Genomic DNA, 16,170 nt, shown 5'->3' with positions numbered 1-16,170 from the left:
CGAGAAGGAACGTGCTTTGCGTTCCTTCTTATTTTTTCGGGGGAATATGATTGGATAAACTACGTAAGAAGCACGATGAAAAAATTATTTCGTTCATTCCAGACGGTGAATTTTATTATAATAAGGCGATTCAGGCGATGCAACGCGATCGTTTTGAAGATGCGCAGCGGTATTTGAAAAGAGCATCAGAGCTAAGCCCTGAAGATTGGAAAATCCTCATGGAATACGGTGTGCTCGTTATGGAAGAGGGCCGTTTCGAGGAAGCGCATGAACTGCTAATGACCGCAAACTCACTCGCACCTACGGAAGAGGAAATTATATTCTATTTGGCGGAAGTGCACGCCCATCTCGGTATGCTACGGGATGCGAAGATGTATGCGGAAAAATATATATTAATTGATCCCGATGGCCCATTTGCTGATGATTCAATAGAAATCATTGATTTCGCAGAACAGGAAGAGTCATTTAATGACGATGAAATGCCGGATGGTGAAGTGTACTTTTTACAGGAAAAGGCACGCCGACTTATGGAGTCGGGTGATTTCAAGGCGGCTGTGGAATTACTTGAGTCAATTATTGAAGATTACCCGGAATTTTGGGCGGCTTACAACAATTTAGCGCTTGCCTATTTTTATATAGGGGAGAACGAACGGGCTAGTAAGTTACTTCATGATGTTTTAAATCGTAATAAAGGAAATATCCATGCACTTTGCAATCTGGCGGTCTTTTATTATTACGAAAAAAAGGAAGAGGAATTAGAGTCCCTACTTGCTTTACTTGTGAAAATTAAGCCGTATCAATTTGAAAATCGCTATAAACTCGGCGCAACATTTGCGCTTATTGGCAGACATAAAGAAGCCTATAATTGGCTCAGAAGTCTTCAGAAAAGAGGGTTTGAAGGGGATACAGGCTATTACTTCTGGCTGTCCCATTCTGCTTATTTCTCTGGGCATGAAAAAGTTGCGCGGGACGCATATGCAAAACTGGTTGAAATAGATCCTTCGAAGGCTGGTTACGAGCCGTGGAAAGATGTCCAGGAGATTATCACGTCTGACTCACTCGAGCAGGATAGGGAGTTTTTACTCAGTAAAATCACCAATACCTACAGAAGTGAAAGGATGTTTGGTTTTTATCTTCTTGGAAAATCAGGACATAAACAGGAAATCATCTCACATCCATCTTATATTGAAGTCGAAAAACTGAGTGACTATGAGCGACTTTTCCTGGCAAGTGGCCTCGATTATGAGTTCATGCCGGAAACTAACTTTGATAAGTCATTTATGCGGGCACTTGAAACAACGGACTTACTGTACAACAAATATTGTCCGCTCGATAAACAAGCATCCCATCTGTTTCAAATGTGGTTCACCCTATGCGAGACTGCATTAAGTCGCACTTATTTGTTTAGAAATCCAGCGGCACTTGCAGCCGCGGCGGATTATATGTTCCAGTCATCCCGTTATCCGGATGTGACCAAAACAGCGATAGCAAAGGAATTCGGTGTATCAGTTCCGACGCTGACAAAGTATGTCGGAGAATTGATTGAGTATTTACCACAATTCGATGCCTAAGGGACTACAGGAAGTGGCGTACTTAAGCTGCGTTCCTTGAAAGTAATCCAGCTATGTGGCAAAGAGCGCCACGTCGCTGGATTACTTATGCCTGTCGCGTCTAAGACGGCGCCTTACGCTTTTCTTTAGTGTCTAGCTTCAGCCGCCAACTCCTCGGGACATAAGTCGGTCAGGCTATTCGGCAAAGAACGCCGCTTAGCCCGCCCGTCTTATGCCTATCGGAGCTGAACGGCGCCTTACGCTTTTCTTATTGTCTAGCTCGAGCGCCTAGCCCCTCGAGTCGCTTCAGTCCTTAAGTTAAAGGCAAAGTGCGCCTTTATCTTAAGGCCCTCCAGCGCTTGTCGGGTCTACCAAGGCGCTTACGCTTTTCTTTATAAGCAGAAAAGTTGAATGGTACTTAGGTATCCTATACGATTTGGTGTGTAAATGTTGTTAAGGAGGAAATTCACATGACGAATGAAAAAATATATGATGTCATTATTATTGGTGCCGGCCCTGCGGGGATGACGGCTGCTGTCTATACATCCCGTGGAAACCTTTCAACGTTAATGCTTGAACGGGGAATTCCAGGTGGTCAAATGGCTAACACGGAAGAAATTGAAAACTACCCAGGATTCGAACATATATTAGGTCCGGACCTTTCTACAAAAATGTTTGATCACGCGCGTAAGTTTGGCGCTGAATATGCTTATGGCGATGTTACAGACGTCATTGATGGAGAAAGTTACAAGACGATTGTTGTCGGCGACAAAGAGTATAAAGCCCGTGCGATTATCATTACGACTGGTGCTGAATACAAAAAAATGGGTATTCCCGGAGAAGCTGAACTTACAGGCCGTGGCGTAAGCTATTGTGCGGTTTGTGATGGGGCATTCTTCCGTAAGAAAGAGCTCGTTGTTGTAGGCGGTGGCGATTCTGCAGTAGAAGAAGGAACTTATTTGACACGTTTTGCGGATAAGGTGACGATCGTTCATCGCCGTGGTGAATTACGTGCTCAAAAAATCCTTCAAGACCGTGCATTTGCAAATGACAAGATTGAATTCATCTGGAATTCATCTGTCAAAGAAGTAAATGCTAGAGAAGGAAAAGTTGGTTCCGTGACACTTGTGTCAACTGTTGACGGTTCCGAAAGGGAATTTGAAGCGGATGGCATGTTCGTTTACATCGGAATGGACCCGTTAACAGCTCCTTTTGCTAAACTTGGAATTCTTGACGAAAACGGTTACGTTGCAACAAACGAAATCATGGAAACATCCGTACCCGGTATTTATGCTGCTGGGGATGTTCGTGAGAAATTGTTGCGTCAAGTTGTAACGGCTACTGGAGACGGTAGTATTGCTGCGCAGGCTGTACAGAAATACGTTGAGGAATTGATGGAGAAGTTAGGCGCAAAAGCTTAATGGATTTTAATGTAACCTTAATGTGGCTGTAACAGTAATGCAATGTCTAAGGTGTATAGTAATAGTATCAATTGACCCCCCTTTTGATAAAATAAATTTTGAAAGGCAATTTATCGGTCTAATCCGGTAGTTTGCCTTTTTTTTGTCGTTTTACAATGGTTCGATGTATAATGATACTATGCGTTTATAAAAAGTGGGGTTAGACAAATGCAGAGAATCGTAAATTTACTAGTAGTAAAAGACAATCATGTATTATTGTTAAAAAAACCTCGTCGTGGCTGGTATGTAGCACCTGGTGGAAAGATGGATACCGGTGAGTCGATTTACGAAACGGCCGTCAGAGAATTCACTGAAGAAACCGGTGCTGTACCGATTAATCCGCTGCTAAAAGCCGTCTACACAATGATGATTATGGATGAAACCGGAGAGAATGTTAAAAATGAATGGATGCTCCACACATTCATTGCATTTGACTTAATAGGTAAACCGTTTGAAACGACAGTTGAGGGAGTGCTGGAATGGCATCCCGTTGAAAGCCTAGCGACACTTCCAATGGCGGAAGGAGATCGGACCAATTTACTATTTGCAGTTTCCAAGAGTGGGATACAGTATGGAACGTTTTTTTACACCGAAGAATTTAAATTATTGAAAGAGGAAATCCAATATTCAGTGGAAGGTGATGGACAATGACTGAAATAGGGAAGCCAAGCAGTGATATTGAAATAGTTATAATTACTGGAATGTCAGGCGCTGGTAAGACGGTTGCAGTGCAGAGCTTTGAAGATCTTGGGTTTTATTGCATCGATAATTTGCCTCCGGAGCTATTAGTTATGTTTCTGAATTTGATGATGAAATCGGAAAATAAAATGAACAGGATAGCCGCTGTCATGGATACGCGTGGAGGTGACCTATTTGATTCGCTCATTGGGGCACTGGACGATTTGTTGCATATGAAGGGTGTTTCGTCACGAATATTATTCCTTGATGCAGACGATGAGACGCTTGTTCGACGTTATAAGGAATCGCGAAGGTCACATCCACTGTCCGCGGGCGGATTGCCCTTAGCAGGTATTAAGAAAGAGCGCTTGTTATTGTCCGAGATGAAAGGCCGTGCACGCTCAATTTTCAACACTTCAGGTTTAAAACCAAGGGCATTGAGAGAAAAAATAATGTCTGAGTTCTCCTCTAAGGATGATCTTGGTTTTACGCTGAACTTCCTCTCTTTCGGTTTTAAGCATGGTATGCCCATTGATGCAGATGTCGTATTTGACATTCGTTTCCTACCAAATCCTTTCTATATTGAGGATTTGAAACCGAAGACGGGACTCGATAAAGAAGTCTATGACTATGTACTTAAATGGAACGATACACAAATCCTTATTGAAAAATTTACGGACTTATTCAAGTTCTTAATTCCACAATATAAAAATGAAGGAAAATCACAAGTTGTAATTGCATTCGGCTGTACAGGAGGCCAACACCGCTCTGTAACACTCGCTGAATTTTTCGGAAGCCGGTTCAAAGACGAGTATCGGACACTAATAACCCATAGGGACATTGAAAAAAGAAAGGATTGACGCTATGCCGAAATCCGGGAACTTGAAAAAAGTCGTTGTGTTAGGCGGCGGAACAGGTTTGTCGACATTACTACGCGGATTGAAAAAATATCCCGTCGATTTAACCGCAGTAGTCACAGTAGCGGATGATGGCGGCAGTTCAGGCAGACTTCTTGATGAATATGACATTCCGCCTCCGGGTGATATACGCAAAGTGATGGCAGCGCTTTCAGATGTTGAACCATTAATCGAAGAGATGTTTGAATACCGCTTTGCTACTTCGGAAGATTTGAAAGGTCATTCACTCGGCAATCTCATGCTGGCTGCTATGACGGATATCACCGGTGATTTCGCCCGTGCAGTCGAGCAAATGAGCAAGGTGTTGAACATCAAAGGGAAAGTATTACCAGCCGCTAATCAGCGCATCACATTGCATGCAGAACTCGAAGACGGTACAATCGTGACTGGTGAGTCGAAAATTCCGGTTTACGGACGTAAAATTCGCAAAGTGTATTTATCGCCACAAGAAGTTGAACCGTTACCTGAAACAATAGAAGCCATCAATTCTGCCGACCTGATTATTATTGGTCCAGGTAGCTTATATACGAGCATCTTGCCAGCACTTCTTGTCCAATCAATTCGTAAAGCGGTCTTGTCATGTAAGGCGAAAAAGGTGTATATTAACAACTTGACGACGCAAGCAGGAGAAACATATCGCTATACGGCCTCTGAGCATGTGCAGGCATTGTATGATCATGCGGGTGAATCCTTTATCGATACGGTTTTATTGAACGGTACAGAGTTTTCTACGTTGCAGGGTGGTACAGAATGGACGGGGCCGCCTTGGCCTGTCGAAAACGATTTGGAAACGCTTCAACAACTTGTACCAAATATCGTAGTGAGAGACATTTGCTTATTATTAAATGGAACTATCATACATGATTCCGAGAAAGTAGCTAAATGGCTCATAGATTATATGGAAAATGGAAACAAAACGGAACAGACGTGATCGTCGCCGAGAAAGGGGAAGAATCATGTCTTTTGCTTCAGAAACAAAAAAGGAAATGACACAGATAGAAGCAGATGACTGTTGTACGAAGGCAGAGGTAGCGGCGTTCATTAGGATGAATGGTGCACTTTCCTTTTCTAATAAACAGTTAAGTCTGGACGTGCAAACTGAAAACGCTGCGATTGCAAGACGCCTTTATACGAATTTAAAACGGTTGTATCCTTATAAAGTAGAGTTGCTTGTTCGAAAAAAGATGCGCTTGAAAAAAAACAACGTTTACATTTGCCGAATTAGGAGCGGAGCAAAAGCCCTTCTGGAAGAACTTCTAATTCTGACAGGAACATTTCAATTTAAAAATGAGATTTCAAAGGAATTGGTAAAAAAGAGATGTTGTCAACGCGCTTATTTACGAGGTGCTTTTCTGGCAGGGGGTTCCGTTAATAACCCGGAAACATCTTCCTATCACCTTGAAATCTTTTCCATATATAAAGAACATAGTGAAGACTTAGTCGATCTGATGAACAAATATCATTTGAACGCGAAGTCTATTGAGCGGAAAAAAGGGTATATTGCTTATTTAAAGGAAGCGGAAAAAATATCGGACTTTCTTAGTATTGTCGGCGCGCATGTGTCTTTAATGAAGTTTGAAGATGTACGAATCATACGCGATATGCGAAATAGTGTGAACAGGCTTGTGAATTGTGAAACCGCGAATATGAATAAAACAATTGGTGCAGCACAGCGCCAAGTTGAAAATATAAAGTTTATTGAAAGTACGATTGGACTTGCTGAATTACCAGATAGATTACAAGAAATCGCAAGGCTTCGGGTAGACAATCAAGATATTACGTTGAAGGAACTTGGAGAGCTGGTTTCGGGCGGAATGGTAAGTAAATCCGGTGTGAACCATCGCTTAAGAAAAATCGAAGAAATTGCGGATAATCTTCGCAATGGGGGAATCGGTAGTCGGTGAATCCGCTGTCGAACCAAGAGAGGAGCTGGCACTGTCATGGCAGAACGAATAGTTGAAGTGAAGTTGAAATCAGGATTACAAGCACGGCAAGCAGCACTTTTTGTCCAAGAAGCAAATAGATTTTTGGCTGACGTATTTTTGAAAAGAGAAGAACGCCAAGTAAACGCTAAAAGTATAATGGGGATAATGAGCCTAGCCATTGCGCGCGGCACAACAATCACATTGATCGCGGAGGGAAGCGACGAGGAACAGGCTCTCGAATCGCTCGCTGCCCTTGTTGAAAATGACAATTAAATAAAGGATTAACCGTTAGCGCTGTCAAATGACAAGCGGTAACGGTTTTTTTATGGAGATTGGGTTTGAAGTTATGGGGATGCGGTCCAAAATCAAGGCGACTTAACAAACTATATGGGAAAAGTCGTGAACTGTCATGGCAACTTGGCAAACTGTGATGGGAAGGTCTAACTGTAATGGCATTTCAGCAAACTGTGAGGGGAAAGTCGTGAATTGTCATGGCAACCCAGCAAACTGTAAGGAGAAGGTCGAACTGTCATGGCAACTCGGCAAACTGAGAGGAGAAGGTCGAACTGTCATGGCATTTCGGCAAACTGTGAGGACAAGGTCGTGAATTGTCATGGCAACCCAGCAAACTGTGAGGGGAATGTCGAACTGTCATGGCATTTCAGCAAACTGTGAGGGGAATGTCGAACTGTCATGGCATTTCAGCAAACTGTGAGAGGATAGTCGTGAACTGTCCTGGCAACTCGGCAAACTGCATGGCGAGTCTATAAACTATCACAGCCCCCCAAAAAAACGCAAAAAAATATTCATCCGCTTGTAAAAAGCAGATGAATATTTTACAGTATAAACCTTATACTGGGATATGCCCTCGGCGAGAATCGAACTCACATTTTAAGCTTCGGAGGCTTACGTGCTATCCGTTGCACCACGAGGGCGTTACAAATCCGCTAACTTTTGCAGCAGACTAGACTTATTATACTAGTGTAGCTCAATGAATGCAATGCTTATTTTGAAAGCGTTATATTTGACCTTCGTTGACCATACTATGTATGATAAAGTTACAGTTGAAACGAAGTTATGTTTCAATAGGTAGACAACACTATCCAGCTTGAAGGAGGAAATAGAATGAATCTAATACCTACAGTAATTGAACAGACTAGCCGCGGTGAGCGTGCTTACGACATCTATTCACGTCTATTGAAAGACCGTATTATCATGCTTGGAAGTGGAATCAATGACGACGTTGCGAACTCTATCGTTGCTCAACTCCTATTTTTGGAAGCAGAAGATCCGGATAAAGATATTTCAATCTACATTAATAGCCCCGGGGGAAGCGTCACTGCTGGAATGGCTATTTTTGACACAATGCAATTCATCAAACCTGAAATCCAAACAATCTGTATGGGAATGGCTGCATCTATGGGATCGTTCCTACTTGCGGCGGGTACTAAAGGGAAACGTTATGCGCTTCCTAACGCAGAAGTAATGATTCACCAACCATTGGGTGGAGCACAAGGGCAAGCAACAGAAATTGAAATTGCTGCAAAACATATCCTTTTCACTCGTGAAAAACTTAACTTGATTCTTGCTGAGCGTACTGGCCAATCAGTTGAAGTAATTGCGAGAGATACGGACCGCGACAATTTCATGACAGCTGAACGTGCGAAAGAATATGGTTTAATTGACCATATTATTACACGCAGTGACATGAAAGACGGAGCTAAAACTAAACCTGAATCTAAATAAGTTGTACGAAAGCCGGCTTTCCACTATGGGAGGCCGGTTTTTTTGTGGCTAAAAAAACGTTGCCACAGAATAAATGAAACCTTTTCAATCGTCATACTGTATATACTACTGTAGAAAAAGTTTCGGCACGGTGTTCGAGAGGGTAAATGAAAGTAACTAACTCGTGAGGAGTGTTAACATGAAAAAAGTTTTAGGACCAATTGCGGTAATCGTAATTATACTTGCAGTTTTGGCTATGATACTGGTTCCAAGCTATAACAAATTCGTTAATTTAGAAGAAGATGTGGACCTGGCGTATGCACAAGTGGAAAATCAACTACAACGGAGACTTGATTTGATACCTAACTTGGTAAGCACGGTAAAAGGCTTCGCAAGCCATGAAAAAGGGATTATCAGTGATATTGCGGATTCTCGTGCCAGATTGGCCGGTGCAAAAGGGCCTGGGGAACAAGCGGATGCAAACGCTGACTTATCCGGAGCGCTTAGCCGTCTTCTCGTAGTCGTTGAAAACTACCCTGATTTGAAGGCGAATGAGAACTTCAGACAATTAATGGATGAACTTTCGGGGACCGAAAATCGATTGGGTGTTGCACGTAAGGATTATAACGATGTAGTTGCCAATTACAATAGGAAAGTGAAAAGATTCCCTGGAAAAATCGTTGCATCCATTTTTGGATATGATGAAAAAGAATACTTTAAAGCCGACGCAGCTGCAAATGAAGTACCAAATGTCGATTTTGGGGATGGTAAGGAATGATTAGAAAAGCTGTCCGCGTACTGGTGACGGCATGTCTGATTGTTTTTACATCGTTAAATTCAGCAGTGTTTTCGGCGGATGCTGCTGTTCCGGTCGTTCAAGATACTGCGAATGTGTTGTCCGCTGAACAGAAAGAGGAACTTGAGCAATATGGGATTCAATTAAATAATGCTACGACAGCGGAACTTGCGGTGTTAATCCTCCCGAGCATAGGCGATGAGCCAGTAGAGGAATATGCGGTAGAGAAGCTCAGGGAATTTAAATTAGGTAATAAGGAAAAAAATAACGGAGCTTTGCTAGTTGTCACAACAGAGAAAAACTCCGATGGTAAACGACATTTCGAACTATCGGTCGGGTACGGATTAGAGGGTGCCCTTCCGGACGGAAAAGTAGGACGTATAATGGATGAAGTAGCTGTTCCTTATTTGAATAAGCAGCAGCCTGACATGGCGATCATGGAAGCATATAAATCATTCTATAATGAAATCGCAGCTGAATATGGCTGGGATGGTGCGGTTGTGCACGTCAAAACTATAGATTCCGACTCAAATGATGGCGGTTTCGGTATTCCATTCCCCGTCATTCTATTCATCATAATTTACATTGTCTTCCGTGTTATCAGTAATAGAGGAGGCCGTGGAGGAGGCGGTTCGGGTGGACGACGCGGTGGGGGGCCAATTTTCTTCCCTGGTTCTTTTGGCGGCAGAAGTAGTGGCGGCAGTTCCGGCGGCGGTTTTGGTGGTTTCGGTGGCGGTGGTTCCGGCGGTGGAGGCGGAGCAGGCCGAAGCTGGTAAAAGGAAATGATAACAGGCGGCATGCGTGGGCAACATCCTGTGCATGCTCCCGTTATTCATTTATACTTAAGGTATTATAGAGGCAGTGAGGTGCATTAGGGTGCATGTGACATTTTATACAAAACCAGGCTGTCATCTTTGTGAGGAAGCTGAGTTAATGATGAAACTTGTTCAAGAAGATTTCCCGCTAACGTGGACGAAAGTGGATATAGAAACTGATGATGAAAGTCATGAGAAATATATGTTTTTGATTCCTGTTATCGAAAAGAATGGCGATGTGATGCTTTACGGGTCAATTGGCTACGCCGATATCATTGATTTATTCTGATAATTTATGCTCTTTTGTTTGTAAAGTCTAATGGAAAGAGCTATACTGAAGGTAGAAATATTTTTTTGCTTTACGTGGGACGTTATTTAAACCGTAGGGACGTTACTTGTCCCTTTAATTAAGAGGAGGGCAGCCATTGGACGTTTTGATGGATGCACAGAGCAAACTCGTACCAGAAATGATGGAGTTAATGCAGCAAAGATACCGGCTATTAAAACTCGTAAAAATGGCTGGTCCAATTGGGAGGCGTCCGCTCGGCCAAATGGCTGGTTTATCAGAGAGGGAAACGCGCACCATGATGGATATGCTAAGGGGTCAAAATCTAATTCATATTGCAAAAGACGGCGCTTCAATCACCACTGAAGGATTGTCTGTGTTACTTGCACTTGAGTCTTCAATGGATGACTGGTCAGGGCGTACGTCTATTGCAAAGAGACTAATGGAATTCCTTGGCATTCAATCAGTCAAAGTTGTTGCGGGTAACTGTGATACCGATATCGCTTCGAAAAACTTATTGGGTATGGAAGCGGCGAAACAATTTTCTGCTGAAATCGGCGAAGGCAAAGTAGTAGCCGTCACCGGAGGAAGCACAATTGCATCGATTCCACTTCATATCGAAAAATTTAATGGTGCCAATAATCTGCTGTTCATCGCTGCAAGAGGCGGTGTAGGTGATGATATTGGATTGCAAGCGAATGTCATTGCGGCTTCTTTTGCCTCGGCATGCGGAGGTACGTATAGTACATTTTATTACCCAGAGTCGTTAAGCGAAGAAGCCCATGAAGCGTTCCGAAAAGAACCTTCTGTTTTGAAAATGCTCGAACTTTACGACACAACAGATTGTGTTCTGCATGGAGTAGGCGACGCACAAACAATGGCAACTATGCGTAATACGCCCACAGAAGAGCAGGATATGATCCATGACAATGGAGCTAAAGGCGAAGCGTTCGGTTATTATTTTGACCAGGATGGAAACGTTGTTCATAGGTTACGGACGATTGGGATCCAGACTGGCCATCTTATGAAGATTCCGCTTATCATTTCAGTCGCCGGCGGAAGCAGTAAAGCAGAAGCTATCTTGGCTTATATGGCAAGCGCACCGAAACAAACGGTTTTAGTAACTGATGAAGGTGCCGCAACTGAAATGCTGAAAATACTCGTCAATAAATAAACGTATAAATGACTAAGACGGGTCTTTTCAGGGAATAGGTTTAGATGGGCTTTGTATAGATATAAGAAACTTTTAAATAGAGAACGGTGTCTAGGCTCCAGGCGCCAAACGCTCGGGTCATAAGTCAGCCCGGCTGCGTGGCAAAGAACGCCACTTCGTCGGTCCGCCTTATGCCTGTCGCGTCTGGACGGCGCCTTGCGCTTTTCTTAATAAAACTAAAAACAACTTGGAGGAATAGATTATGACATTGAAAATTGCAATTAACGGTTTTGGACGTATTGGACGTAAAGTATTTCGTGAGGCTTTGAAACAAGAGGAAATTGAAATTGTAGCAGTGAACGATTTAACGGATGCGGCAATGCTTGCACATCTTTTGAAGTATGACTCTGTACATGGCGTATTTGACGCAGAAGTCAGTTCGGATAATGACACGCTAGTTGTCGATGGCAAAAGAGTGAAAGTATATGCAGAAAAAGATCCAGCGGCACTACCATGGGGAGAACTTGGGGTTGACGTTGTCATCGATTCGACAGGCGTATTTACGGACAGAGCAGGACTTAGCAAACACCTTGAAGCGGGTGCAAAAAGAGTTATCTTGTCTTCACCTGCTAAAGGTGATATCACAACACTTGTTATGGGTGTCAACCATGAAACGTATAACCCGGAAACAGATACTATCGTATCCAATGCATCATGTACTACAAACTGTCTTGCGCCAGTTGTAAAAGTACTTCACAATGAATTTGGCATAAAACGCGGTCTAATGACAACAATTCACTCGTACACAAATGATCAACGCATTTTGGATTTACCGCATTCGGATTACAGACGTGCTCGTGCAGCTGGAGAAAATATGATTCCAACTACGACTGGCGCAGCTTCAGCTGTAACGAAAGTTATTCCTGAATTGAAAGGGAAACTTGATGGGATGGCTGTCCGCGTTCCGACACCAAACGTTTCACTCGTTGACTTTGTCGCTGAACTTGAGAAAGATGTGACAGTTGCTGATGTGAACAATGCATTGAAAAACGCGGCTGAAAATGAGCTAAAAGGTTTCTTGGCTTATAATGAACTTCCACTAGTATCTAAAGATTATAACGGAAATACTTCATCATCTACTGTAGATGGTCTTTCAACGATGGTCCTTGAAGACAACATGGTGAAAGTAATTACTTGGTATGACAATGAATCAGCTTATTCTGCACGTTGTGTAGACTTGGCGCTTTATATGCACAGTAAAGGTCTATAATTCAGTTAAATATAGCCATAAACAATAAGACCCCTTATAATATAGTTGGGTAAGAGGAGCGGGGATTACCCCGTTCCTCATTTTTTTTCAGTAAATATGGAGGTGGGCGTTTTCATGGTGTCGAAAAAGACGATGAAAGATATGCAGCTTGAAGGGAAACGCGTTTTTTGCCGGGTGGATTTCAATGTACCTATGGAAGATGGCAATGTAACGGATGATACAAGGATCCGTGCAGCAATTCCGACCATCACTTACATGGTCGAACAGGGTGCAAAAGTTATTCTAGCAAGCCATTTAGGTCGTCCAAAAGGCGAAGTGAATGAAGACATGCGGCTTACTGCTGCAGGAGAAAAACTTGCGGTATTGATTGGCAAACCGGTAACAAAGCTCGATTCATCCATTGGGAAAGAAGTGGAGGAAACCATTTCAACAATGAAAAACGGCGATATCGTTCTGCTTGAAAATGTTAGGTTCCATGCAGGGGAAGAAAAGAATGATGCAGGACTCGCGAAGCAATTTGCGGAACTCGCTGATCTTTTCGTCAATGACGCATTCGGCGCTGCACACCGTGCGCATGCATCTACTGCAGGCATCGCGCAATATATTCCAGCTGTATCTGGGCTCTTACTTGAAAAAGAATTGGACATTCTAGGTAAGGCATTATCAGAGCCTGACCGTCCATTCACAGCGATTATTGGCGGAGCCAAAGTGAAAGACAAAATTGGCGTCATCGATCATCTGTTAGACAAAGTGGATAACTTGATTATCGGCGGCGGATTATCATATACATTTACAAAAGCGCAAGGTCATGAAATAGGAAATTCGCTTCTAGAGGAAGATAAAATCGACCTCGCAAACTCATTTATTCAGAAGGCTAAAGATAAAGGCGTTAATTTGTATTTGCCAATGGACGTGGTCGTGGCGGATGCATTTTCAAACGAAGCGAATACGAAAGTGGTTGCAATTGATTCCATACCAGAAGGATGGATGGGACTTGATATTGGACCGAAAACAGCTGAACTTTACGCAGACGTTATTAAAGAGTCGAAATTGATCATTTGGAACGGGCCGATGGGCGTCTTCGAAATGGAGTCATTCGCTGGAGGAACACAACGCGTTGCAAAAGCGATGGCTGAAACAACAGCGTATACGGTTATTGGCGGGGGTGATTCAGCCGCTGCTGTCGAAAAGTTCGGCGTAGCAGTTAAAATGGATCACATTTCCACCGGTGGGGGAGCTTCTCTTGAATTCATGGAGGGGAAAGACTTACCTGGCGTCACTGCATTAAACGATAAATGAGTGGGGGAAACTAATTTGCGAAAACGAATAATTGCGGGTAACTGGAAAATGTACAAGTCTCTTGAAGAAGCGAAAAGCTTCGCGATAGAAGTGCAAGAAAAAGCACCAGTTTCAGAAAAGTTGGAAGCGGTTATCTGTCCACCTGCTTTATACCTTTCAGAACTTGTACAAATAACAAAAGGTTCAGCCGTCGGTATTGGCGCACAAACGATGCACGATGTAAAAGAAGGAGCATTCACGGGCGAAATCAGTCCAACGATGCTGTCAGAAATCGGCGTGGGCTATGTTGTCCTGGGTCATTCTGAGCGTCGTCAATACTTCAACGAAACAGATGAATCCGTCAACAAGAAAGTTCATGCAGCATTCGATTACAAGCTAACACCAATCGTCTGTGTGGGAGAATCACTTGAAGATCGGGAAAGTGGAAAAACAGTCGATTTAGTAGCAGGACAAGTGAAAAAAGCATTTGAAGGCATCAGCGCTGATTTAGCAGCACAAGCAGTCATTGCTTATGAGCCAATCTGGGCTATCGGTACAGGGAAAACGGCAACTGCACAAGATGCGAATGAAGTTTGTGGTGCAATCCGTATGACAATTGGCGAATTATACAATGAAACAGTCGCTGACCAAATCCGTATTCAGTATGGCGGTAGCGTTAAACCGGATAACATTGAAGAACTTCTCACAATGGAACATATCGATGGCGCACTTGTCGGCGGCGCAAGTTTGGAAGCTGCATCATTCTTGAAATTGCTAGAGGCTGGAGCACATGAGTAAAAGTCCGGTAGCGCTTATCATTTTGGATGGTTTTGGCCTTCGTGATGACAAGCTAGGAAATGCAGTTGCACAGGCGAATAAGCCGAATTACGATCTATTATGGAACAACTTTCCACATTCAACGCTGACAGCTTGTGGGGAAGCGGTAGGTCTTCCTGAAGGGCAGATGGGGAACTCTGAAGTCGGGCATTTGAATATTGGAGCTGGTCGCGTCGTCTATCAAAGCCTGACCCGTATTAATAAATCAATTAGGGAAGCTGACTTTTTTGATAACGAAACACTTCTGCGGGCAGTTACGCACGCGAAGGAAAATGGCTCTGCACTTCATCTGATGGGGCTACTATCCGACGGTGGTGTACATAGCCATTATGAGCATTTATTCGCACTCCTTCGCCTAGCGAAGTTGAACGGGCTTGATAAGGTGTTCGTCCATGCATTCCTTGATGGCCGTGATGTAAGTCCGCAGTCTGCACTTGATTACATCGAAAAGACTGAAACGTTTATGCAAGAGCTAGGCGTAGGTAAGTTTGCAAGTATTTCAGGGCGTTATTACGCGATGGATCGTGATAAGCGCTGGGAGCGTGTTGAGAAGGCTTACCGCGCAATTGTAGATGGCACTGCCCTAACAGCGGCAACGCCGACAGCAGGCGTAATGGCATCCTATAAACAAGGGATTCATGATGAATTTGTCGTGCCATTCGTGATCGAAGAACTGGGTAAACCAGTTGCAACTGTCGAAGACGGAGATGCGGTTGTGTTCTTTAATTTCCGACCGGATCGTGCGATTCAACTTTCACGTGCATTTACGGATAGTTCTTTTGATGAATTAGAAAATGAAACGAAGAAATTTACGGACTTGAAATTTGTAACGTTCACGCATTATAGTGACGAAGTTGTTGCAGATGTCGTCTATAGTAGTCAAAATCTAGAAAATACACTTGGTGAAGTCATTTCTCGTAATGGATTGACACAACTGCGTATTGCAGAAACTGAGAAGTATCCTCATGTCACTTTTTTCATGAGTGGAGGAAGAGAAGATAGATTCGAAGGCGAAGAACGTATTTTGATAGCCTCACCGAAAGTTGCAACGTATGACTTGCAACCAGAGATGAGTGCTTACGAAGTGACGGAAGCGCTTATTGAAGGAATTGAAGCAAATCGCTTTGATGCCATTATTCTCAATTTCGCAAATCCTGACATGGTCGGGCATAGTGGTATGCTGGAACCAACCATCAAAGCGATTGAAACGGTCGATGAATGCCTCGGCAAAATCATCGACGCAATTCATGCTAAAGGCGGTACGGCAATCGTTACGGCTGACCATGGGAATGCTGATGAAGTAACGACACTAGACGGGGCTCCGATGACGGCACACACGACGAATCCGGTTCCAGTTATCGTTACGAAGTCAGAAATAGTTCTGCGTGAAGGCGGTAAACTCGCAGACTTGGCACCAACAATGCTAAAATTGTTACAAGTAGACCAACCGGCAGAAATGACCGGCACACCATTATTTTAA

Annotated in this window: 16 protein-coding genes and 1 tRNA gene; 16 read left to right on the top strand and 1 reads right to left on the bottom strand. The window is 43.3% G+C overall.

Annotation, left to right across the window (positions count from 1 at the left end; all coding sequences use genetic code 11):
• Positions 1–50 precede the first annotated feature (50 nt).
• From H2672_RS13125 to H2672_RS13095, 7 genes are all read left to right on the top strand, one after another.
• Positions 51–1,571, top strand: coding sequence for a tetratricopeptide repeat protein (locus tag H2672_RS13125; RefSeq protein ID WP_186672086.1), 1,521 nt, complete (start codon positions 51–53; stop codon positions 1,569–1,571).
• Between the two features lie 449 nt (positions 1,572–2,020).
• Positions 2,021–2,971, top strand: a complete 951-nt coding sequence (trxB, locus tag H2672_RS13120) for a thioredoxin-disulfide reductase (RefSeq protein WP_186672085.1) — start codon at positions 2,021–2,023, stop codon at positions 2,969–2,971.
• Between the two features lie 207 nt (positions 2,972–3,178).
• Positions 3,179–3,661 carry an NUDIX hydrolase gene (locus H2672_RS13115; protein WP_186672084.1) on the top strand — a complete coding sequence of 161 codons (483 nt, stop codon included), beginning with the start codon at positions 3,179–3,181 and terminating at the stop codon, positions 3,659–3,661.
• Complete coding sequence (gene rapZ, locus H2672_RS13110; protein WP_186672083.1) at positions 3,658–4,548, top strand: RNase adapter RapZ; 891 nt, start codon at positions 3,658–3,660, stop codon at positions 4,546–4,548. Before H2672_RS13115 ends, rapZ begins: the two co-directional genes overlap by 4 nt.
• 4 nt (positions 4,549–4,552) lie before the next feature.
• Positions 4,553–5,536 (top strand): gluconeogenesis factor YvcK family protein, encoded by a 984-nt coding sequence (locus H2672_RS13105; protein WP_186672081.1) that lies wholly within the window; start codon positions 4,553–4,555, stop codon positions 5,534–5,536.
• 25 nt (positions 5,537–5,561) lie between these two features.
• Entirely contained in the window at positions 5,562–6,509 is a 948-nt protein-coding gene (whiA, locus tag H2672_RS13100) for a DNA-binding protein WhiA (protein WP_186672079.1), read from the top strand.
• 36 nt (positions 6,510–6,545) lie between these two features.
• On the top strand, positions 6,546–6,803 hold the full coding sequence (locus H2672_RS13095) for an HPr family phosphocarrier protein (RefSeq protein ID WP_186672077.1): 258 nt from the start codon (positions 6,546–6,548) through the stop codon (positions 6,801–6,803).
• 590 nt (positions 6,804–7,393) lie between these two features.
• Here H2672_RS13095 and H2672_RS13090 read toward each other — a convergent pair.
• A tRNA-Arg gene (locus H2672_RS13090) sits at positions 7,394–7,465 on the bottom strand.
• Between the two features lie 190 nt (positions 7,466–7,655).
• On the opposite strand from H2672_RS13090, the gene clpP reads away from it, so the two are divergent.
• The 9 genes from clpP (at position 7,656) to gpmI (ending at position 16,170) form a co-directional block, all read left to right on the top strand.
• Positions 7,656–8,276 (top strand): ATP-dependent Clp endopeptidase proteolytic subunit ClpP, encoded by a 621-nt coding sequence (gene clpP / locus H2672_RS13085; RefSeq protein WP_186672075.1) that lies wholly within the window; start codon positions 7,656–7,658, stop codon positions 8,274–8,276.
• A gap of 178 nt (positions 8,277–8,454) precedes the next feature.
• Positions 8,455–9,033: a LemA family protein gene (locus H2672_RS13080; protein ID WP_186672073.1), complete on the top strand. Its 579-nt coding sequence runs from the start codon at positions 8,455–8,457 to the stop codon at positions 9,031–9,033.
• On the top strand, positions 9,030–9,827 hold the full coding sequence (locus H2672_RS13075; protein WP_186672072.1) for a TPM domain-containing protein: 798 nt from the start codon (positions 9,030–9,032) through the stop codon (positions 9,825–9,827). Before H2672_RS13080 ends, H2672_RS13075 begins: the two co-directional genes overlap by 4 nt.
• A gap of 85 nt (positions 9,828–9,912) precedes the next feature.
• On the top strand, positions 9,913–10,155 hold the full coding sequence (locus H2672_RS13070; RefSeq protein ID WP_370569650.1) for a glutaredoxin family protein: 243 nt from the start codon (positions 9,913–9,915) through the stop codon (positions 10,153–10,155).
• 136 nt (positions 10,156–10,291) lie between these two features.
• Positions 10,292–11,326 carry a sugar-binding transcriptional regulator gene (locus H2672_RS13065; RefSeq protein WP_186672070.1) on the top strand — a complete coding sequence of 345 codons (1,035 nt, stop codon included), beginning with the start codon at positions 10,292–10,294 and terminating at the stop codon, positions 11,324–11,326.
• 241 nt (positions 11,327–11,567) lie between these two features.
• The gene (gene gap / locus H2672_RS13060) at positions 11,568–12,575 is read left to right on the top strand and encodes a type I glyceraldehyde-3-phosphate dehydrogenase (RefSeq protein WP_186672069.1); all 1,008 of its coding nucleotides are present in this window, start codon (positions 11,568–11,570) and stop codon (positions 12,573–12,575) included.
• 117 nt (positions 12,576–12,692) lie between these two features.
• A complete protein-coding gene (locus H2672_RS13055; protein ID WP_186672185.1) occupies positions 12,693–13,874 on the top strand; it encodes a phosphoglycerate kinase in 1,182 nt (393 codons plus the stop codon).
• 15 nt (positions 13,875–13,889) lie between these two features.
• On the top strand, positions 13,890–14,651 hold the full coding sequence (gene tpiA / locus H2672_RS13050; protein WP_186672062.1) for a triose-phosphate isomerase: 762 nt from the start codon (positions 13,890–13,892) through the stop codon (positions 14,649–14,651).
• Positions 14,644–16,170, top strand: a complete 1,527-nt coding sequence (gpmI, locus tag H2672_RS13045; RefSeq protein WP_186672061.1) for a 2,3-bisphosphoglycerate-independent phosphoglycerate mutase — start codon at positions 14,644–14,646, stop codon at positions 16,168–16,170. The genes tpiA and gpmI overlap by 8 nt, the downstream gene beginning before the upstream one ends.

Origin of the sequence: Sporosarcina sp. BP05 (assembly GCF_014282005.1) — a bacterium.
In the GTDB taxonomy this organism is placed as follows: Bacteria; Bacillota; Bacilli; order Bacillales_A; family Planococcaceae; genus Sporosarcina.
Note: the sequence above shows the minus strand (reverse complement) of the source record. Positions and strands in the feature narration are given on the sequence as shown.